The 21,007-nt window shown below is 56.7% G+C and carries 18 protein-coding genes and 4 pseudogenes; 10 read left to right on the top strand and 12 right to left on the bottom strand.

Annotated elements, in window-relative coordinates:
- The 11 genes and pseudogenes from JCM12296_RS21265 to JCM12296_RS21230 form a co-directional block, all read right to left on the bottom strand.
- The coding region (locus JCM12296_RS21265) for an acyl-CoA dehydrogenase family protein (protein WP_172684015.1) at positions 1 to 444 on the bottom strand (444 nt) is incomplete at its 3' end.
- A gap of 31 nt (positions 445 to 475) precedes the next feature.
- Positions 476 to 1,704, bottom strand: a pseudogene (locus JCM12296_RS21260) (CaiB/BaiF CoA transferase family protein).
- Positions 1,694 to 2,173 carry a CoA transferase gene (locus tag JCM12296_RS47900; protein ID WP_281492100.1) on the bottom strand — a complete coding sequence of 160 codons (480 nt, stop codon included), beginning with the start codon at positions 2,171 to 2,173 and terminating at the stop codon, positions 1,694 to 1,696. Before JCM12296_RS47900 ends, JCM12296_RS21260 begins: the two are co-directional and overlap by 11 nt.
- A gap of 83 nt (positions 2,174 to 2,256) precedes the next feature.
- Positions 2,257 to 2,825, bottom strand: a pseudogene (locus JCM12296_RS47895) (CoA transferase); the annotation flags it as partial.
- Between the two features lie 243 nt (positions 2,826 to 3,068).
- On the bottom strand, positions 3,069 to 3,815 hold the full coding sequence (locus JCM12296_RS21250; RefSeq protein WP_054697737.1) for an SDR family NAD(P)-dependent oxidoreductase: 747 nt from the start codon (positions 3,813 to 3,815) through the stop codon (positions 3,069 to 3,071).
- A 33-nt stretch (positions 3,816 to 3,848) separates the two neighbouring features.
- A complete protein-coding gene (locus JCM12296_RS47890) occupies positions 3,849 to 4,025 on the bottom strand; it encodes an SDR family oxidoreductase (RefSeq protein ID WP_083456372.1) in 177 nt (58 codons plus the stop codon).
- A 73-nt stretch (positions 4,026 to 4,098) separates the two neighbouring features.
- Positions 4,099 to 4,155 (bottom strand): annotated as a pseudogene (locus tag JCM12296_RS50680) (hypothetical protein); the annotation flags it as partial.
- A 23-nt stretch (positions 4,156 to 4,178) separates the two neighbouring features.
- A pseudogene (locus tag JCM12296_RS47885) lies at positions 4,179 to 4,574 on the bottom strand (SDR family NAD(P)-dependent oxidoreductase); the annotation flags it as partial.
- A 71-nt stretch (positions 4,575 to 4,645) separates the two neighbouring features.
- On the bottom strand, positions 4,646 to 5,842 hold the full coding sequence (locus JCM12296_RS49675) for a thiolase family protein (RefSeq protein WP_308417253.1): 1,197 nt from the start codon (positions 5,840 to 5,842) through the stop codon (positions 4,646 to 4,648).
- 58 nt (positions 5,843 to 5,900) lie between these two features.
- Entirely contained in the window at positions 5,901 to 6,335 is a 435-nt protein-coding gene (bbsA, locus tag JCM12296_RS21235) for a benzoylsuccinyl-CoA thiolase subunit BbsA (RefSeq protein ID WP_054697732.1), read from the bottom strand.
- A 708-nt stretch (positions 6,336 to 7,043) separates the two neighbouring features.
- Positions 7,044 to 8,249 carry a TetR/AcrR family transcriptional regulator gene (locus JCM12296_RS21230; RefSeq protein WP_246804667.1) on the bottom strand — a complete coding sequence of 402 codons (1,206 nt, stop codon included), beginning with the start codon at positions 8,247 to 8,249 and terminating at the stop codon, positions 7,044 to 7,046.
- A 473-nt stretch (positions 8,250 to 8,722) separates the two neighbouring features.
- On the opposite strand from JCM12296_RS21230, the gene JCM12296_RS21225 reads away from it, so the two are divergent.
- A complete protein-coding gene (locus tag JCM12296_RS21225; RefSeq protein WP_054697727.1) occupies positions 8,723 to 9,985 on the top strand; it encodes a lactate/malate family dehydrogenase in 1,263 nt (420 codons plus the stop codon).
- On the opposite strand, the gene JCM12296_RS38680 is transcribed toward JCM12296_RS21225, so the two are convergent.
- Positions 9,980 to 10,123, bottom strand: coding sequence for a hypothetical protein (locus tag JCM12296_RS38680; RefSeq protein ID WP_157067794.1), 144 nt, complete (start codon positions 10,121 to 10,123; stop codon positions 9,980 to 9,982). The genes JCM12296_RS21225 and JCM12296_RS38680 overlap by 6 nt on opposite strands.
- Positions 10,124 to 11,289: 1,166 nt before the next feature.
- Here JCM12296_RS38680 and JCM12296_RS21220 point away from each other — a divergent pair.
- From JCM12296_RS21220 to JCM12296_RS21180, 9 genes are all read left to right on the top strand, one after another.
- Positions 11,290 to 12,162 (top strand): AAA family ATPase, encoded by an 873-nt coding sequence (locus tag JCM12296_RS21220; protein ID WP_246804665.1) that lies wholly within the window; start codon positions 11,290 to 11,292, stop codon positions 12,160 to 12,162.
- 443 nt (positions 12,163 to 12,605) lie between these two features.
- The gene (locus JCM12296_RS21215; RefSeq protein ID WP_054697721.1) at positions 12,606 to 14,570 is read left to right on the top strand and encodes an oxidoreductase; all 1,965 of its coding nucleotides are present in this window, start codon (positions 12,606 to 12,608) and stop codon (positions 14,568 to 14,570) included.
- Positions 14,571 to 14,823: 253 nt separating this feature from the next.
- Positions 14,824 to 15,306 carry a GspH/FimT family pseudopilin gene (locus JCM12296_RS21210; protein WP_083456370.1) on the top strand — a complete coding sequence of 161 codons (483 nt, stop codon included), beginning with the start codon at positions 14,824 to 14,826 and terminating at the stop codon, positions 15,304 to 15,306.
- A gap of 19 nt (positions 15,307 to 15,325) precedes the next feature.
- Positions 15,326 to 15,793, top strand: a complete 468-nt coding sequence (locus JCM12296_RS21205) for a prepilin-type N-terminal cleavage/methylation domain-containing protein (protein WP_054697715.1) — start codon at positions 15,326 to 15,328, stop codon at positions 15,791 to 15,793.
- Positions 15,790 to 16,362, top strand: a complete 573-nt coding sequence (locus tag JCM12296_RS21200) for a PilW family protein (RefSeq protein WP_054697712.1) — start codon at positions 15,790 to 15,792, stop codon at positions 16,360 to 16,362. Before JCM12296_RS21205 ends, JCM12296_RS21200 begins: the two co-directional genes overlap by 4 nt.
- 28 nt (positions 16,363 to 16,390) lie before the next feature.
- Positions 16,391 to 16,918 carry a pilus assembly PilX family protein gene (locus tag JCM12296_RS21195; RefSeq protein ID WP_054697709.1) on the top strand — a complete coding sequence of 176 codons (528 nt, stop codon included), beginning with the start codon at positions 16,391 to 16,393 and terminating at the stop codon, positions 16,916 to 16,918.
- Positions 16,919 to 16,979: 61 nt separating this feature from the next.
- Entirely contained in the window at positions 16,980 to 19,313 is a 2,334-nt protein-coding gene (locus tag JCM12296_RS21190) for a pilus assembly protein (RefSeq protein WP_157067793.1), read from the top strand.
- Entirely contained in the window at positions 19,247 to 20,098 is an 852-nt protein-coding gene (locus tag JCM12296_RS21185; protein WP_054697703.1) for a pilus assembly protein, read from the top strand. The genes JCM12296_RS21190 and JCM12296_RS21185 overlap by 67 nt, the downstream gene beginning before the upstream one ends.
- A 37-nt stretch (positions 20,099 to 20,135) precedes the next feature.
- The gene (locus tag JCM12296_RS21180; RefSeq protein WP_054697700.1) at positions 20,136 to 20,555 is read left to right on the top strand and encodes a hypothetical protein; all 420 of its coding nucleotides are present in this window, start codon (positions 20,136 to 20,138) and stop codon (positions 20,553 to 20,555) included.
- Positions 20,556 to 21,007: the final 452 nt, after the last annotated feature.

Raw genomic sequence — 21,007 nt, 5'->3', positions numbered from 1 at the left:
GTCCGAGCCGGCCCCCGGTTCGGTGGCGGCCATGGCCGAGTCGAGCTGGTCCTCCACATAGGGCTGGAAGTACTTTTCGCGCTGGCTGCCATGGCAGCAACTGTGCAGGTAATACAGGTTGGGCGCGTCCGGCGGCAGCATGAAGCCGTGGGGCGAAAACCCGATGAACGAACGGCTGAGCTCCTCCATGACCAGGGTCTTGGCCAGCATGCCCAGCCCCTGGCCGCCGAACTCCTCGCCCACCTCGATGCCCCAAAAGCCCAGCTCCTTGGTGATCTTCTTCAGCCGCGCGGTCTGCTCCTTGGGCAGCATCGGTCCCGGCACGGTCCACAGGCTCATGTCGCGTTCGAGAAATTCGCGCTCCAGGGGCAGCATCTCACGCTTGACGAACTCGCGCATCGATTCCTTGAGCATCATGTATTCTTCGGAAATGGCAAAATCCATTATTGTCTCCTTTAATGCGTTGAAAAGCGGGTTAAATCAGAATTTCCGCCTCGATCATGCGGTCGATCTCCGTCTCCGAGTACTCCAGCATCTCATTCAAAACCGTTCGGGTGTGCTGCCCCAGCAGGGGGGCGGCCGTCTCCATCCGCGCCGGTGTCTTGGAGAAGACCACCGGCAGACGGTTGTACAAGGTCGAGCCCACCTCGGGATGATCCAGATAGGCCCAGAAGCCGCGCTGGCGAAGATGATCGTTGTCGATGGCCCCGCGGGCATCGTTGACCACCCCGGCCGAAACCCCAAGGCGATTCAAGGGCGCCATCAAATCCTCGGCATAGCGGGTCCGGGTGTAGGCCTCGATATGCCGGTTGAGCTCTTCCTCGTTGGCTTTGCGTCCTTCAAGGGTCGCAAACTTGGAATCGGCGGTCCAGGCCGGATGCCCCAGGCTTGCTTGAAGGCCTGCCACTGCGGATCGGTGAAAACGGCGATGGCGATCCATTTGCGATAGCCCAGGGTGGTGTAGACCCCGTGGGGCGCGGCATCGGGATCGCCATATCCCGATGGCGTGAGGATGTCGCCGTTGGCCGCAAACGCCATGGCATCGGTGGGCTTCATGGCGATGGCCGAATCCAGTTGGGAGACTTCGACGGTCTGCCCCCGGCCGGTTTTCTCCCGTTGGATCAGGGCAGCCATCAATCCGAAGAGGGTATGCGAGGGCACCATGACATGGTCGGTGTAGTTGGTGCCGGTGCCGAAGGGCCGGCCGCCGGGCATGCCCGACTGCGCGGTGAGCCCGCACAGGGCATTGAGGTTGACGCCATAGCCCATGTAGGATTTATGCGGGCCGGTGACCCCCTGGAGGCTCATGGTGATATAGATGATGCGCGGGTTGATTTGGCGAACATCCTCCCAGCCCAAATTCCACTTTTCCATCTGGCCCACGCGGAAGTTGTTGATGATCACGTCGCTTTTGCGGATCAGGCGTACGGCCACATCGCGGGCCTCGGGACGACTCATGTTCAGGGCGATGCACTTCTTGTTGGGATTACGGTTGGCGAAATACCCGCTGCGCTCCAGTCCCTTGCCGATGCCGTCCTTGAAGGGGCCGCCCTTGCGCAGGATATCCGGGCGCTTCTTGCTTTCGATCTTGATGATTTCCGCGCCGCACTGGCCCAATACATTGGTGGCGATGGGACCGGCACCAACCCAGGAAAAATCACATACGACGATGCCGCTGAGGGCGCCTTTTAAATTAGCCAACATGGATGATGCCCTCCTTTGCCAAGTTTTCGATCTGGTCCTGATCATAGCCCAGCTCACGCATGATCTCGGCGGTGTGCTGGCCAAAGGTCGGCGCCGGGCTTCCCATACGCCATTGAATCTCGCCGAATTCGTAGGGTGCGCCGGGATAGGTCACGTCTCCGCCCAGGTTGTCGTGATGAAGGGTCTGCCAGAACCCTCGGTAGTTCAATTGCGGATTCTCAAGCAGATCCTTGCCGTTGCTCACCGGGGTGAGAGCCACACGGTGGGCCTGGCCCTTCTCGTACAGGGTCAACTTGTCCTGCTGCAGGGTGTAACGCTCGAAAATACGGCAAAAACGCTCGTAGCCGGCTTTGGACTTGCGGTAGGCCGGTTCGATCCAGCAATCTTCCTGGAAGGCCTCCCACTCCTCGATGTTCTCCTCCTGCATCCATTGGGCAAAGGGATCCCACATGACCTTGTTGCTGCCCATGATGGCCACGATGGCGATAAAGCGTCCTTGCAGGGATGCACGGTGGCCGATCCGGCCTCGGTGCCACGGCCACGGCGGTTCGTGCCCTCCAGGTCCCAGTATTGGGCGGCGTTCTCCAGGGCCATGCCCACCGATTCCATGCAGGCCACATCCACGAACTGGCCGATGCCGGTGCGTTGGGCGAAGAGCAGCGCGATGGAGGAGCCCACGGCGGCATAGGCCTCGGCCATGCGGTAAGCTTGGTTGTCGCAGGCACGCACCGGCTTGTCGTTGTCGATGCCGGCCAAAAAAGAAATCCACCCATGGCCGATGTGACCAGATCCGATCCCGGCAGGTCGCGATAGGGCCCGAAACTGCCGAAAGGCGTAATGGCCGTCTGGACCAGTCGGGGATTGACCGCGCTGAGCCGATCAAAGGAGAGCCCCAGGCTGTCGAGGTAGCCGGGGGCAAAGCTTTCAAGGAGAATGTCCGCCGTCTCGCAAAGCCTCACAAACAGCTCCTGGCCTGCCTTGCGAGAGAGATCCAGGGCGAGTCCTTTCTTCCCGGTGTTGTAGTAGAGAAATTGCAGGCTGCGATCGTCCCCCGGTTCGTTTTTATAAAACGGACCAATACGGCGCAGGGGATCCTTGGCCAACGACTCGAGGTGAATCACCTCGGCGCCCAGATTGGCGTATAGTTTAGCGGCGTAGGGCCCGAGGTACCGGTAAAGTCCAGCACCCGGACGCCTGATAGAGAAGTGGCATCCATCGATATCCTCCTTGACATGGCACCCGTTATCTGGTGCAGGTGACCCACGGAAAGTGGGACTGGGTTCGACTTGATAACAAATTTCATCTAGCGGCGGCCCGGCGGCCCGGGCCGCGATGCATGGGCATCCGGGCCGCCGGGCAGTCCATCAACCGGAGTAGAGACTCCGACCGCCGCACACGTAGAGGACCTGGCCGGTGAAATAGTCGCTGTCGTCGTCCGCCAGGAAGAGAACCGCCTCGGCGATGTCATCGATGCTTCCCAATTGCCCCGTGGGCTGTTTGGAAAGCAGGAACTTCTGGTTTTTCTCCGGCAGTTCATCCCACAGGGGCGTATGAATCAACCCAGGGGCGATGCAGTTGGAAGTAATGCCCTTGCTGCCCAGTTCCAGGGCCAGGACCCGTGACAAGCCCACCAGTCCGGCCTTGGCTGAGGTATAGGGGGCCTGTCCGGCACCCCCCAGCCAGGCGCGCGATACGATGTTGACGATCCGGCCGTGTTTGTTGGGCACCATGTGGTTGTGGGCCGCCTGGCTGCACAGAAAGGCGCCTTTCAGGTTGACGTTGAGCGTGATGTCCCAGTCCGCTTCGGTGAGTTTTCGCAAGGCCCCGGCGCGCTCCATGCCGGCGTTATTGACCAGAATATCCAGCCGACCGAAGGCGTTCACGGTGTTCTCGACCATGGCGTCGACCGAGGCTTTGTCGGCGATGTTGGCCACCTGGCCGATGGCGTCGAAACCGTCCTTTTTCAATTCAGCGACAGTCTCTTCGACCTTTTCGGTTTGAATGTCGTTGATCACCACCTTGGCACCGCTTTCCGCCAGCCGGCGGGCGGTCCGTTTGCCGATACCACTGGCCGAACCGGTGATCAGCGCGACTCTGTTTTCAATACCCATGGAAGACCTCCCTCATAGACAGGTATTTGGCGATTAAATGGACATGGAAAAATGGATGCTTTTCCCGCCGCAGACGAAAAAGGTCTGCCCGGTGACGTAGGGCGACCGATCCGAGGCGAAGAAGCCGACCGCCTTGGCCACGTCTTCCGGCCGGCCGATGCGCCTCACCGGGATGGCCTTGACAGACGCTTCGATGTCCGCCTCGGTCATGCCTGCCGTCGCGATGTCGCTTGGCCACGCAGTTCACCGTGACCCCGTCCCTGGCCGATTCCAGGGCCAGGGAGCGGGTCAGTCCGAAAATGGCCGATTTGGCGGCCGCGTAGCTGGAAAGGTTCGGCAAGCCGATGTAGGATAGCTGCCGATGTTGACCACCCGGCCGTACTTGCGGGCCTTCATGCCGGGCAGGATCTCACGAATCATGAAGAAAATCGGGTCGACATTCCGATCGAAGCTCAGGCGCCACTGGTCTCTGGAGACGTCGTCGAGCGCTTTGGCGTCGCAATGGTCGAAATTGTTCACCAGGATGTCGATCATCCCGGCCTTGGCGGTCACATCGGCGATCATCGACCGGATCTGTTCCTCGCTGGCCGTGTCGATCGTGGCCCCCATGGCCTTTGGATTGATTTTGGTAAGCTCGGCGACCAGGCCATCCACCTTCTGACGATCGCTATCCACGGCCACGACGATGGCGCCGTTGCCGGCCAGGCGACGGCAGACCGCCGAACCGATTTCATCCGTGGCGCCGGTGACGACGGCCACTCTGTTTTTTACCTCTTCCACTTGAATCCTCCTTGTGCGTGCCTTGCACGTATCAAAAGATCCAGATCAAATTATCCGGTAGCGTCAAGCGCTCCGACTACCAATCCCTGACCAGCATGTGCATGGTGCAGGCGGCGTGTTCGGTGCCGGAGAGACCGCCACCGGTGACATGACTCATGGCCACGCGCGGAACCGGATCCACCTGGTAGCCGTCGCACTGGCCGCGCAGCTGCTTGACGTTGGCGGCGATCTGGGCCGCGCCGGATGCGCCGATGGGGTGACCGTAGGAGAGCATGCCGCCCCGCGGACTGACCACGCACTGCCCGCCGTAGGTGGACTGCCCGTCGCGCAGGGAATTTCAGGCCGTCACCCTTTTTGCACAGGCCCATGCACTCGTAGTAGAGCAGCTCGGCGATGGTGAAGGCGTCGTGCAGTTCGAGAATATCGACTTCCTCGGGACCGATGCCCGACTCCTCGTAGAGCTGCTCGCTGGTCGCCTCGGTGATGTCGTCGCCGGTGATGTCCCGCGGGCGGTTGTGGTAGGGCCCGGAGGTGACCACGCTACCGGCCACGCGCACGGGCTTCTCGATGCCCAGTTTCTTGACCATCTCCTTGGAGCAGACCACCACGGCACCGGCACCGTCGGCGATGCCGCAGCACTGATGCAGGGTCATGGGATAAGCGACCATGCGGGATTTGACCACTTCCTCCACGGAGATCTCACCCTTGAACCAAGCGTGGGGATTATGGGTGGCATGCTTACGGTTCTTGACCGTGATCATGGCGAAATCCTCGATGGTGGCGCCGCGTTCGTGCATGTAACGAGTGGCGCGCATGGAGTACTTGCCGGTCATGACCCCGCCATGCACCGTTTCGATGTCACTCATCGCCGGCGTGAAGGCGGTGCCGGCCTGGCGGTGCAGGGTATGGTTTTCCGCACCCACGCCCATGGACACCTCGGTCAGGCCGCAGGCCACGTCCTTGATGGCCAGGTGTACGGCCATGGCCCCGGCGGAACAGGCGCTCTCCACGTTAATGATGGGCATCTTCGAGAGCATCCCCAGATTCTTGAAAAGGGTCTGTCCGGTGACAAGACCGTTGGTGGCGTTGCCCAAGTAGGCACTTTGAACCACATCCGGGCGGTCGATGTTGGAGGTTTCCAGTGCCTGGGTCACGGCCCACCGGCCCAGGGCATCGAAATCCAGTTCATGCTTGCGAAACGGGGTCTCGCCGACCCCGGCAATGAATACTTCACGATTCAGCTTCATCCTAAAGCTCCTTCAATTGACGTCATTGAAAACGGTGACTGTCCGTTCGGGCATGTGGCTAGTCGTTCACCTTTTTGAATTTGTAGCTGGTAATGGGCACCCCATCCTGGTTCATGCGGATCGGGCCGACGGTCAATTCCACCTCCTCGTCGCAACGAAACGACTCCACCTTGCCGTCGAGCATGGCAAAGATGCGCAGATCCTCGGGAAGATCCACGTAGCCGATGATATACGGGGTTTCCATGCCGGGCTGGCCGATGTAGCAGTCCGCGTAGCTGTAAAGGGTTCCGCGGCGCGACAGGGGGACCATGTCGAATTCCTTGCCCCAGCAGGTGGGACAGAGGTCGAGCTTGGGGAAGTCCAGTTGGCCGCATTTTTTACAACGATAGCCCTTGAGATAGGGCGGAGACCCGTCTTCCGGTACCTCCAGCAAGTCGGGATGGAAAAAGGTGATGTCGGGCTTTTTCTCTTTTTTGGGTTTGGCGCCTGCCATGGGACACTCCTTTTAAGAAGGGTTTCAACAAAGACCTAAATACCGATTAATTTGATTGGAAATCTATTTTAATAAAGTTTTCCTAACAATCAAATAACACTAAAATTAAAGCGTTTTGTGCAATAGCAGGGAAAATGTCGGGATGATCCTGATCCATATTTATACTAAAAAGATGTATTACTGAGTGAAAATCAACCACGCCCTTATTAAGTTGTCAACATTTTATTCGGCCCATTCATTAATTTTTTATCCATAATCAGATATCATATTAATAAAATTAAATATTTACGACCAATTAGGGATTGTGGGGCGGAAGGGAGGCCGCGTCTGATGGCAGAATATATTAAAATATAATTAAATTATGTTGTTATAAAAAAATTGACGATATTCCGGAAACACGGCGGGTGTGTTGTGACCAAGATTCTGGAGAAGTTTGGACACCTCCCCGGCTTTGGCACCGTGACAGATGTTCAGGGTCACGGATAACGCCGGGCGATCATCGTCCTGCGGATTCGTTGAAACGCGCGTATTCGGATGAATGTTGATGCACTCGTAAAAATTCGCATTTCCGACGGATTCGTAACAAGCCCGAGATCAAGGCTTGCGAATCCTGAGGAATGAGGCGTACTTTCTGCGTACGCCGCAGTGACGAAGGATACGCGTAACGCCGATATCGGGCTTGTTACGAATCCGTCAATGTTGGGAAATTCACGAATTCCATGGATCGATCAGCACGGCCCGGCAGAGCAGGTCGCACGCCTGACCGAATTCCTCCATAACCGTCAGAGGACTGGAATTGCCGATGATGAACCAGCGGATGGACATGTGGGTGAAGGCGCCGACAAAGAGGTTGCGGTAGATGCGGTTATCCAGGTCCGGTTTGAACAGCCGTTTCCGTTTGCCCAGCTCGAGGATGTCGTAAAGTGGGTCCAGGTAGTGCAGGAAATGGGGATAGGCGTCGGTGGTGTAGAAGTTTTTATTCAGTTTGACGTCGTTGAGATAGACCTGCAGGAAGCGCCGGTCGGAAACAAAAATGCAGAAGTGGCTCCACATCATCTGGCGCAGTTGAATCAAGGCGTCGCTCGATCGGTGGACCTCCTCCATCCGCCTCCGATAGAGGGCGAATTGCTCCCTGGGGATGGCAAACAAAAGGTCCTGCTTGTTCTTGAAATGCTCATAGATCGTCCCCTCGGCCACACCGGCGCGGTTGGCGATCTCCAGGGTGGTGGATTTGTTGAATCCCTTTTCGGCAAAAACATCCTTGGCGGCCTCGCGGACGAGATCGGCCTTGTTGGTCTTTTCGCTTGGCGGTGTGCCATCAGCGGGCCGTGCCTCGATCATGGTCAGGATCAGGCCCATAATGGCGTCGAAATCGGGCAGGCTCTCGGATATCTCGTGGGCGGAAAGGCAGGCCAAGGACTCCTCATCCAAAAATCCAAAAATCATGTCCCGGACCAGAACAAGGTTCAAATCACTGCGGAAATACCCCTCCTCCACCCCCAGATGCAAAATATCCGTCAGCACCCGGGTGTATTTCTGTAACGCTTTATGGCTTTCGTGCTGGTGAAACGTCTTGTTGGAACGGCATTCGAACAAGAGATTCTTGCGGATACGCGCGTTGCCCGCATTGTAGTCGTTCATGTAAAGGTGGAACCAGACCATCTTGCCGAGCTTGGAGACCGGCCCCATGATGCCTTCAAAGTGAAAGGAAAGATCTTTGAGCGCCAACTCCATCTGTTCGGCTAGCGCCCAATACAGCAAGTCTTCCTTGTTCTTGAAATAGTGATAGATGATCGAGTCGACCACGCCGGCTTTTTTGGCGATCTCCGTGATGGTCGCATCACGGAGTCCTTTTTCGGCGAAGATTTCCTGGGCCGCCGTCAGAATCGCCTCCTTTTTGTTGTTTTTGCTCACAATTACTCCTTTTACGCCAAAAAAGAACGGTTATTGGTATCTTTCTTATTATTTACCCTGAAGGTTTGGCAAGTTCAATTCGGCTTGAAAGCGGCGGAGCCAAACCGTAACGGATCGGCAGGCTGGGCAGACGTGCCGGATAACCCCTCCTTCAAAATAGAATTATACTCAGAAAAAAGCAATAAATTGTGAAATTAAATTATGCCCGGATGCGCCAATTCGCATAGAGCGTGATCGGTGCCAGCATTCCGAACCGCATCCCGTGTTCCATACAACACTCATCAATTAAAATTAAAATACCATTAAAACGAATAATTCATAGTATTTTCAAAGAGTTTGAGCCTGGATCGAAAACGCCGTCAAAGTGACATGGGTTTTGAAAAAGCTTGACAAGTTCTTTTTTATAAACTTGAATATTACTCAGTTTAATTTACTTGAACGCGCAAGAAGAAAAGATTACCCAGGAATTGCAGATGACGCCGATTATTGGTGATACCGGCTGGCATCAGCTTGCCCAAGCGGTTGTGGTTGCCTTGGGCGACAGACAAACGCCGTTAAGCGACGATCTTGCCGCGGATATAACGGCATTGATTGAGCGGGCCCATGGGGTGGAAAATTTCCGGGAATTGCATGAACGCATTCTCGGACGGCTCGACAAGCTCTGTGACGATGCCCAGGCCCTGCTACTGCCCAAAAAGGTTGTCGCCGTTACCGGTGCGAGTGGCGGCATCGGCAAAGAGACCATACTGCAGGCCGCCAAGTCGCCCATCGTAAAAAAAGTGATCGGGCTGGTGCGGGCCAACAGCCAGGGACCTGCCTCCGGGAATGTCATGGATCTGACCGATCGGATATTCCTCGAACGCATCGAGGGTTGCCGAACCGCCATCGAAATTCGCACATACACCGATTTTGCCGCTACGTCGTCCGCCGAGCATCCGGTCGATGTTTTCATTCATACCATCGGTCAGGGCCGTAAGCCGGCGCCCATCAACCCGGACACCCTGGAGCCCATCGGCAAGTCGCCCACCCGGGAAGAGCTTCTATCCCGCAACCAAGCGGTGCTGAAACAGGTGGTGAATTGCACCCATGCCGCATGCCCAAATGCCTTGAATATCTTTGTCACCAATCCCATCGGACACCGCCTGATGCAAGTGGTTCTGGACGCCGGGGTGAACGCAAACAAAATCCTGGGGTTCGGGGGCGAATTGGATTCGGCCAGGTTCCGCCATTTTATCTGGCAGGCCCTTGAAGCGGAGGGCCATGCGGTCCTTGAGGTTCGCGCCCAAGTGATCGGTGAACACAACAACAACATGATTCCCCTGTTGGGCAGTGAAGCGACCTTTGCCAATGGCGTGACCCTATCCGTCGAGCGTTGCGTGGCAGAAGGGGTGCTATCGGCCGAGAAGGTCCGGCAGATCATGGACCGCACCATTCAACGGGGGCTGGAGATCGTCGAATCCCAGGGAAGTTCCGCCATACGGTCTCCCGCCAGGGGATTGGTTGTGATGCTGGAAAAACTGCTACTTGGCAAAGTGGTCAACGGCCTCAGCTACCGCCCCGATGGCAGCGGCCGGTTCAGCTTTGTCGGCGGACCGGTGCGCCTGCAAAACGGACTGACGCTGGTGGCTGAACCGCTGGAGCGTGCCTTCACCCTGAGAAGGTCCGAAAAAAAAGAGTGGCTGAAAACCATGCAGGCCAATTGCATAAGTTCCGAACAAGCTGCCCAGTTTCTATAAAGCGTTTTCAGCGATCTTCTTGACCGTCGCGGCCATCTCATCGGAGGCGGAGGCCACCATGCCGACGTTGGTCGACGCTTCTTCGCTGGCGGCCGCCGCCACACAATTCATGTTGGCGCCCATCTCTTCGGCAGCCACGGCGACACCGTTGGCTTTTTTTTCGAGACGGAGTGAGCATCTTGATCGACAGATCGGTGGTTTTGGCTTGTCTGGCTACGGCCTCGTTCTCGATCCCCTTGAGTTTTTCGATGCCCCTTGGCGACGCTTTCCATCAGGGTGTCCAGAAAAGCGATCAGGTCACCCTTGACGGATTCGTAAAAAGCCCGATATCGGCGTTACGCTTCATCTCGTCACTGCGGAGTACGCTAAGTACGCCTCATTCCTCGGGATTCGCAAGCCTTGATCTCGGGCTCTTTACAAATCCGTCGGAAATGCGACTTTTTACGAGTCCATCATCCTTGAGCCCGATATCTCCAATGTTTACTTAACAAACTTACATAATTGAGTAGAATTCATTTCGCGCCTCAAGAAAGTTGTCAACATTTTCTTCGGCCTTGGCGCTCTTTTTTAAAGCGGTCAGATAAAAAATGGCGTTCTTTTTTATTCTGCCCAAACACACCCACTTTACGCCATACGACATAACGCGATCACATACTGGCAACCGGCTCGAGGCTCGGCAAGCGCCCCCTGTTTCAACCCGATGGACGTCCCCAAACATCGTCGGGACCAAGTGGAATTCCGGGCAATTGCTTTATTAAATCATAGAATATTACTCAAATAAAAATACAACAAAATGATAAACAATGGTGTAATTCAACCTAAGGGAAGATTTGATCAACGGCCTGCACGCATCCGCCGTCGGCCGTCAGCAGAATCGCGACTTATGCCGGAAGTTCTCTTCAAATCCAAAAATAAGATGAATAAATAACTTGTTATAAGAAGCTGCATACATTTTAAATAGCCCACCGGACCCTCCCGAACATCACCAAAGAAACCTCATGTGTAAAAAAAAAGACTTGACAAACGCCTCGTTAAAAAGTTGAATATTACTCAGTTAGATATCTGCAGGCCTGCGGAATTGAATGGGCATTTTAGTTCCGGTTTGCACTTTCGGGGATGGACAGCCCACACGACTGGGCGCTCTTCGGCCAAGGGCGGCCAGTCCTGCCCGGCAAGGGGAGGTAGCTGCCGGTAAAGGGAGCACGGTTCTTCCAATAACGCCCGGTGCATGCATATTTTATTAACAGATAAAAAAACCGCGCATGGCAGCCCGTTGGCCGCTTTTGCCGCAACGAGGTGAATTCTTGACGACAGCCAGAAAACGATTCGATTTGAGCGTGCCCGAGGAAGATCCTTTTTTCTACATTGACAGCGATACCTTGAGCATTTTGGACAAAATCAATATCATCTCCCAGCGTCATCCGTTGAACGTGCTGGTCGCCGGTCGTCAGGGATGTGGGAAGTCCTCCATCGTGCGCCAGTATGCCGCCGTGCATCAGAAACCCATGGCCACGTTCCAGGTCGGCATCCTATCGGAGCCCGGCCAGCTTTTTGGCGAGTATACCCTGGAAAACGGCGAAACGCGTTACAAGCAGTTTCTTTTTCCACAAGCCTTGCAAACCCCCAACTGCGTCATCCATTTGGAAGAGATCAACCGACCGGAGAACCCCAAGGCCCTCAACATGCTTTTCTCCATCCTCTCGGATGATCGCGAGGTGTGGATGGACGAGTTAGGGCTCCTGAAAGTGGCGGATGGGGTGGTTTTCTTCGCGACCCTCAACGAAGGTGACGAGTTCGTCGGCACGGAACTTCTCGACCCGGCCCTGCGGGACCGGTTTTACGTGCTCTTCATGGATTACCTGCCCAACGCGGTGGAACGTGAAGTGCTGCTGCAAAAAACCGGGATCGGCGACGAGAAGGCCGACGAGGTGATCAACGCAATCAACCTGCTGCGCGGTCATGCAGAATACGGCCTCGAGATTTCGACCCGCATCACGCTGATGATCGGGGAAATGGTCGCCGCCGGCGCCACCTTGAAGGAGGCCATTGTCACCAGCCTGCAGACCAGCAAGGATACCCTCGAATCGATCCTCTTGTCCCTGCAACTGGACAGCGGCTACCGGCAGAAGGGAAAATCCGCGTACCTCCGTTATACCCGGGATGGCCTGCAAGCCTGATTCCGGTCCCCGGTAGCCAGCAGCGTCATCGACATACCGCATGGCGGCGGTCGTCCACCTGGACCGCCGCCGTCTCTCATCTTTGCACAGCGAAATCATTTCCCATCCGCCCCTCCCCCGGCCTCTCGGCCAGAGTAACCGCATTTGAGTCGTTGCTCCTTGTTTTACACGGTAACGACACGCAATAATATCAAATGTCCAATGACAAAGGCCAATTGGCGGTATTCTAGCCATCTAAAATCGATACCAGCCTTCAATTGGCATTTGGATTTTGGCATTTGGCATTGATTGATCCTAAACACTGGGTTTCTGATCACACCAACAACAGGGATGAAATCTAAATGCGGTTGCCTGGCCCCTCGGCAGATGTTTCTGGAAATCATATTTTTTGTATGATATGAGATCATATAATATCTATATATGACATTCTGGGGAGGCTTTGTTTGAAGTTATTCGAACCCATCGAGATTGGTGGTATTGCGGTTAAAAATCGAATTGTCATGGCGCCGATGACCAGTCATTACGCCTGGAAAGGCCTTGTCACCGAGCGCATGGTGCATTTTTACGCAGAGCGCGCCCGGGGCGGTGTCGGACTGGTGACCGTTGAAGATGGGATTGTGGATTATCCGCTGGGCAACAATACCGACAACCCACTGGCGGCGGACGACGACCGCTGCATCCCCGGACTCACCCGGTTAAGCCAGGCCATCAAGGCCGGTGGGGCCAAGGCCATGTTCCAACTGTCCCATGCGGGGCGACGCGCCGGCCACCTGTCGCCACCCAGCATGCGGCTGCAGCGGACCGGTGGCCGACTGCCAGTGGCGCCGTCGCCGTTGGCCCACCCCACACCGGGACATGTCGTCCCCAGACCGCTGACGATGGACGAGATCGAGGAAATCGTCGAAGCCTTCGGCCAGGCCGCGCGGCGAACCGTCGAGGCGGGATTCGACATGATCGGCCTGCATTGCGCCCATATGTACCTCTTGGGCCAGTTTCTTTCGCCATGGGCCAACAAACGCAACGACGCCTATGGCGGCAACCTTGAAGGGCGCCTGAAAATCGTCATCGATATCATCGAGCGCATCAGACAAACCGTCGGTCCCGGGTATCCGATCGTCTGTCGCATGAACGGCCAGGAACCTGCTGACGGCAACTCATTTGCCGACCTGCGGACCATCGCCAAAACGCTCGAAGCCCATGGCGTTTCCGCCCTGCACGTCTCCGTCGGTTTCGGGAGTATTCTCTGGGACAAGGACTTCATCCCGGCCGAGGCCACCATGGGCATGCCGGAAGGGTGCATCGTCCATCTGGCGGAAAACATCAAACAGGCGGTCTCCATCCCCGTGATTACGGTCAATAAGATCCGCCATGTGGACTTTGCCGAACGGGTGCTTCAGGAAAACCGGGCCGACATGATTGCCCTGGGACGGGCGCTGTTGGCCGATTCCCAATGGGTGGTCAAGGCCCGGGAAAACCGCTGGGACGACATCCGGCCTTGTGTCTCCTGTTGCCAGGGGTGCGTGGGCAATATCGAGAAGGGACGACCGATCCGCTGCTTGGTCAATCCCCGCCTGGGCCGCGAGAAGCAGTTGCGCGTTCGCCCGGTCAAGCCGGAAAAGGTTAAACGGGTTCTGGTGGTGGGCGGCGGGCCGGCGGGCCTGGAAGCGTCGATCATTGCCGCCCGGCGGGGGCACCGGGTGGTGCTATGGGAGAAAAACGCCGATCTGGGCGGACGCCTGAAGATCGCCGCCATGCCCCCCGGTAAAACCGAACTCGATGCGTTCAAGGCCTTTCTTCGTCGCCAGGCCATCGGCCAGGGGGTGGAAATCGTCCTCAATCGTAGCGCCGACGTGGCGGCCGTACTGGAAGAAGAGCCGGACGCGGTGGTGGTGGCCACCGGTGCCAAGCCGCATATTCCGGAATTTGCGGCAAGTGCCAACGGGTTCGTTAAAACGGTGGAAACCCTCCTTTGCGAGGAGGCCCCCAAGGGCAAATCGGTGGTGATCATCGGCGGTGGTTTGGTCGGTCTGGAGACCGCTTTGTATTTGTTAAAGATGGAAAACACCGTCACCGTGGTGGAAATGGGCGCGACCCTGGGTCAGGACATGCCCATGATCACCCGCATGCCGCTTCTGCTGCAGCTGGGCACAAAAGGGGCACGGCTGCTCACCGAAGCCCGGGCCAAAGCGATCGTCCCCAATGGCGTCAGGGCCGACATCAAGGGCAAGGAGGACCGGCTGATCCCGGCCGATGTTGCCATCCTCTGCGCCGGCGATGTCGCCGACCGCGCGTTGACGGCAAAACTCGGTGACCACGGCATTCCGGTCCACGCCATCGGCGACTGCTGTCAACCCGGCGATATGCCGGCAGCGGTGTATCAGGGGTTCATGGTCGGGCTTACGCTCTAGGCGTCCGGCCGCCCCACGCCAATTCTTCCGACAGATCTTGATCAAAACCACCCATCACCGTCGAGTCCGGAGCCGGCCGCATCCGACACCGGGCCCATCCCCCAGATTCATCCCCATCGAACTCCCGATTACCGCCTGACCATCCAATCTTCTTCAATTCATCAATTTTTTTTCACAATTCTATCGTAAACATCGTTCATAGGTTACGAATCAGAAAAATCTCGGCAACGTTATTTGGAACCAGGGTATCGACATGGACATGCATCCAATAAAAAACAGGTCAGGATTTACACTTCTTGAATTGATGGTCGCCATTGCAATCTTCGCGGTTCTTTCCGCGATCGCCATCCCCAGCATGATCAGATGGCGCAACAACGCCCAATTCAACGGAGCGGTAAACATCCTCAGGGGTGATCTACAATTGGCAAAGCAGGCCGCGATCCGGAAGGGTTGCGATGTGTGCGTGTCTTTCGTCTCCAGTGGGTACACGGTGTTTGTGGATGACGGCAGCGGCAGCGGAACCGCCGGTGACGGCACCTGCAACGGTAGCGAATCGATTCTCAGAAATAGAAGCATGCCCGTCGGCGTGACCATCGGGTCGATCACCTTCTCAAACAGCGCAACCCACTTTGACGGCAAGGGCTTATGCAAGCAAACCGGCACCGTGGTTCTGTCGGACAGCACCAACCAACGGACAATCCGGATTAATCGTTTGGGTCGCATCAACATGAGTTAAGGATCAGGGAAAATAGAACATGAACATCATTCGGCTGCCAAGAAAACCACTCAGCGACGCCAAGGGCTTCAGTATCATCGAAGTTCTGATTGGAATGAGCATTCTTTCCATCGGACTCCTTGCGGTTGCCGCCATGCAGATATCCGCCGTGCGAAACAACAAGACGGGCAACACCTTTACTCAGGCCACCACGCTGGCACAGGCACAAATGGAAACGATCAAGAACGGCGATATCGCCGATTCATCGGACACGTTGAATCCGTCGACCTTGCCGACCACCACCAGCGATCCCAACAACCCCATTGATGAAAACGGCGATCCCGGTGGAATCTACACCCGCACATGGACGGTGGCTGCATATGTGGATTCCAACGGCAACACCAGCAATGATGCCAGGACGGTAACGGTGACGGTCAGTTTTCCTTTTGTGGGTCAAGGAACCCGGAAAGTATCGTTCACCTCGGTCGTCGCGGGAGACGGGCTATGAACCAGCGCATCGGATGGTCCGACCGGGGGTTTACCCTGGTTGAACTCTTGGTGGGGATGGCCATGGGCGCCATCGTCCTGGCGGCGGTGATCGGCATCTTCTCGGGACTGAGCCGATCCTATACCACTGAAACCGCCCGCGCAACGGCCCAGCAGGACATTCGCGCGGCCATGGATCTGATGGTTCAGGATATCCGGCTGGCCGGGCTGGACCCCCTGGGCAGCGCCGGCGGCGGTTTTGTCGAAACCACCGGAACCGCCGTCGATTTCATTGCCGATCTGGATTACGACGGCGCGGTCACGGCAGGCAACAATGAACGCGTCAAATACTACCTCAGCGGCACCCAGCTTCTCCAGAAACAAGACAACGACGACACCACGGCGGAAATCCTCCTGGATAACGTCACCGAACTGAGCTTCACCTACCTGGATGAAGATGATGACGAACTGACCGGTAATCCATCGTCCCCCACCATCGTCGTGATCGCCATGACGGTCCGCGAGGCCGCCGGGCGCAAGGGGTATGTCACCCGCACGCTGACCGAGCGGGTCCGAATCCGGAATGTTTAACCGGTCTTGGACTTTCAAAGGAAAAAACATGGACCGACACTTTTTCGATAAACATCTCGGCAACAATGACGGTAGCGTCACGATTGTCAGCCTGATGGTTTTGGTGATCCTGACGCTGGCCGGTATCGCCGCCATCGCCATTTCCAATAACGAGACCGCCATCGTCCGGAACCAACAGATGGCCACCACGACCTTCTACAATGCCGAAACCGGTATCAATGACGCGCGGGTCAACTACACCACCTGGCTGACGAACAGTTTCCTCTCGGCTTCAGAGACCGAGGCCAGTGGTGAATTCGATGCCTTGACCACCGACGACGAGGGCAATCCGGTCGCCACCATACAGGTGCGCTGCATCGAAAACAGCGGGTCCACGGTCTTCGACGGCGATGTCGGCGACCAGATCCCCGCCATGTCCCATACGGCTTCGCCGCCTAGCGGATCCGGATACAGCGCGAAGTATTTTCAGATCCGGCGGTACAGCATCACCTCGACGGCGACGTCCGACAACACGGTGGTACAGGTCGGCGCGTGGAAAATATTCAACAAGCCGTGAGCGTGAATCAGCCATCCCCCGAGCAACCATCATCCAAATTCCATACAGAGAGCAACGGATCATGAACCCTCTATCCCGAACCACGGCGTTGATCGTTTGCCTGCTTGCCTTGGCATTGCCCCTCCATGCCGACGACACCGAAATCTATGGCACCCAGAGCGCGGACATCGAACCCAATATCCTGATCATCTTCGATACATCCGGCAGTATGTCCACCAAGGACGTCCCGTCGGAATATTACAGCGGGGACACGGTCTACTCGGGGTCCTACGTTGCCGATGCGGTCTACCAGAAGAGCTGGAACGGCAGGCGCGGCACCACCTATTCGATTCTGGTGTCGGATATCGCCAACGTCACCTGCACGTCCATCAAGGAAGAACTGGAAAGTAACGGGTATGCGTCCAAGGCGGCACTGACCAGCAGCGGCACCTGCGGTGGATCGAAAAAAGACCTCTATCTGGGCAACTATCTCAACTATGATGCCTCCGGCTACGGAACATTGAGCACGCGAATCGCCGTGGCCCAGACGGTGATCACCAATATCATTCAAAATACGGAAAATGTCCGCTTCGGCCTGATGCGGTTCAATGACAATGACGGCAACAGCGATGAAAATGGCGGCCGTGTCATCAAAGCCATCGACAGCATAACCGACAACGACACCTACCGGCAGGAGCTGATCGACGCGGTGGGAGGCCTGACCGCCGATGGCCGCACCCCATTGGCCGAATCCCTGGCCGAAGCCGGGCTTTATTTCGCAGGCATGCAAAGCTGGTTCAACAGCAATTACCAGCACTATACCGATGACGTCCTGACCGATTCCGACACCTATACCAGTCCCATGCAGTACCGCTGTCAGAAGAACTACATCATCTTGATGACCGACGGCGCACCGACCGCCGACAATCACACCTACCTTGCCAACAAGGCCTATATCAATGGCGACACCATCGGTGATTATGACAAGGATGGCAATTCCGGGGATTCCACCGGCGTGGCGGCATCCGACTACCTGGATGACGTGGCCGCCTACCTGTATCAGAACGACTGCAATCCCAGTTTGGGAACCGGAGACAGCGCCTACGAAAAACAAAACATCATCACCTATACCATCGGTTTTCAAACCGATCAGGAACTGTTGGAGGACACGGCCGCCAATGGCGGCGGTGAATACTACGTGGCCAACAGTATCTCCGGTTTGACCGATGCCTTCGAATCGATCATCAGCAGCATCCAGGAGACCAACGCCATTTACACCTCACCGGTGGTTCCCCTGAGCAGCATGAACCAGGTGTATGCGGGCAACTATATCTATGTGGGTTTTTTCAAACCGCAGTCAAGCGGTCGTTGGGCGGGAAACGTCAAGAAATACGGCCTGGACGATGAGGGGGCGATCATCGATGCCAACGATGCGGCGGCCACCGATGACGATGGTAATATCAAGGACAACGCCCAGTCGTACTGGTCGAACCAGATCGACGGGCCGGATGTCACCAAGGGTGGCCTGGGTGAACTGCTCATGGACAACGCCGACCGGCAGCTTTTCACCTATCTCGGGAAAAGCTCCGCGCTGACCGACGGCAGCAACGCCTTTTCAAGCGACAATGACGATTTGACCGCATCACTTCTGGGGGTTTCCACCACGACGGAGCGCGAGGCCGTCATCGATGGTGTCATCGGTACCGACCGCGAATGGATCATGGGAGACGTGATCCATTCAGAGCCGCTGGTCCAAACCTTCGATGAGGAGACATACATCTTCGTGGGAACCAACGGCGGTCTCCTGCATGCTTTCAGGGACAGCGACGGCAGTGAGGCCTGGGCCTTTACACCGCCGGATCAACTCAGTCGCCTGCAGCAACTATCGGACAGCACCAGCGACCATGACTATTTCATGGATGGCGCGCCCACCCTGGTGGATCACAACGACCAAAAAATTCTTTTCTTCGGTGAAAGGCGCGGCGGTTACAATTACTACGCCCTTGACATCACCGATCCGGAAAAGCCCATCTATCTCTACGATGTCGAGCAGGACCTTTTGACCGGTGTGGATACCGACGGTGACGGAACGAGCGATGGAAGTGACGCCGCTCTCGGACAGTCGTGGAGTTCCTCTTCCGAGCAGGTCATCAAGACCAGCGATACGACGAGTGAAACCGTTCTGCTCATGGCCGGCGGCTACGATACCAACCAGGATCTGGAGAGCCCGGTGAGCACGGACACGGCCGGCAGGGCGGTGTTTACCATCGACGTGACCGACGGCTCGGTGAGCGCACTGAATTTCAACGCGGCGAATTTCTCCGATATGAAAAACTGCATCACCGACGCATGGGGTTCGACGCCAACAGCGATGGCTACACCAACCGGGTCTATGCCGGCGATCTGGGCGGGATGATGTGGGCCTTCGAAGATGACGACAGCGACCTCACCGACAGCAATACCGGCGGTGACGGGACGTGGCGCGGCCGCAAGCTGTTCAACGCCAGCGCCGACGGGGTCCAGCGCAAGATCTTCTACTCGCCGGACGCGGTGATTGAGTCCGACGGCGACATGATCTTCTTCGGCACCGGCGATCGGGCCAACCCATCGGGAACCGGGGTGGTCAACCGGATCTACGCGATCAAGAACACCTGGGCCGACAGTGATACCTTCGAGACCCTGACCGAAGATGACCTCATGGATGTCACCGACGAAACCTACGAAGAGAGCAGCAGTTCCGACGAAGAGAACTGGCAGACCACCCTGGCCAACAGCAGCAGTTGGTATTTCAGGCTGGAAAACACGGGCGAAAAAGTCATTTCATCGGTCGTCGTGTATGCAGGGATACTCTATTTCACCACCTACACGCCCGACACCGACGAGGACGGCAACACCGCCGAGGATCCTTGCGCGGCCACCGGCAGCACCGGCGTATCGAGACTTTACGCCGTCGATTACGAAACCGGGCAAGCAGCGTACGACTACTCGACGGATACCGATTCCGATGGCAACACGATTACGACCCGGACCAAAGCGGACCGCAGCACGGTGATCGGTTCTTCCATCGCCTCGTCGCCAACCATTGCGGTACTCTCCAGCGGCACCGTGCTCTATATCGGCGTGGAAGGTGGCATTGCATCGGAAACACCGGATGAAGATCTCAGCATGCATCGCTTCTATTGGCGCCAGGTGATCAATTAATCCATGATCATTTTGGTTAAAAACGGAGAAAAACAAGATGAAAACCCAAAAAACACGGATCCCCTGCCCCTGGGCCCTGTTCGTTTTCGCGGTAATGCTGATGGTGGCGCTGTCTGCCGTCAACGGCAGCGCCGGGGACACGGGTTCCATCCCCTCGCTGTTCACCATGGCCATCGATCCCGATGAGGTCCAACCGGTACGTTTCAACGCCACCATCATGGAGATCAAACCCGGTTTTCCGCCGGCCCTTGTCGTGGCCGAGGAGACCATCTGGGTCACCACCTATCGTGACAAAAACCTGCAGGAAACCCTTCAGACCAAACTGCTCAGTAAGAGGGGCAAGACGATCTCGATCGATGATTTGGAGATCGACCAACGGGTGATCGTTGACGGGCTGAGGCTGCCCGATGACACCATTGTCGGTCAACAAATCCAGATCGACAGCCAGGGCGACTGATCCCGATGACTTGGCATAGCCAGCAACCGCCGCGGCATTGGGTGTAACGCCGCGGCGGTTTTGTATATGGCGGAGACAACGTCCCAAAGGCTGCCCATGGATACCGCCGCATAACGAATTCTCCCCGGATTGCATCCGCCATCGGTCGGCCCGCCGGTCCGGCCGACCTCTCCTGAAAACCCATCACCTGTTCCACCTCCCCTGACACGGGGCCCTCCTTTTTTCACAACCGATTGCATGCTGCGCCTAAACCATTGGTTCCGCTTGCCGATATCAGTTGTGCCCGGCCTGCCGGACACCGGAATCGACGGCGATCGATCGAAAGATGGCCGGCTCGACGGCGCGGGTCGCCGATGACATTCCCCATAAAAAACAAATATGCTGAATATCTGGAAAAACAATTCTCCGATGCCTAAGCCGACCGACAAGCGTGCGGCCGGCCGTGACGCCTC

The sequence above is a fragment of the Desulfosarcina cetonica JCM 12296 genome (assembly GCF_001311845.1).
In the GTDB taxonomy this organism is placed as follows: Bacteria; Desulfobacterota; Desulfobacteria; order Desulfobacterales; family Desulfosarcinaceae; genus Desulfosarcina; species Desulfosarcina cetonica.
This window is presented reverse-complemented; position numbering and strand designations above follow the sequence as displayed.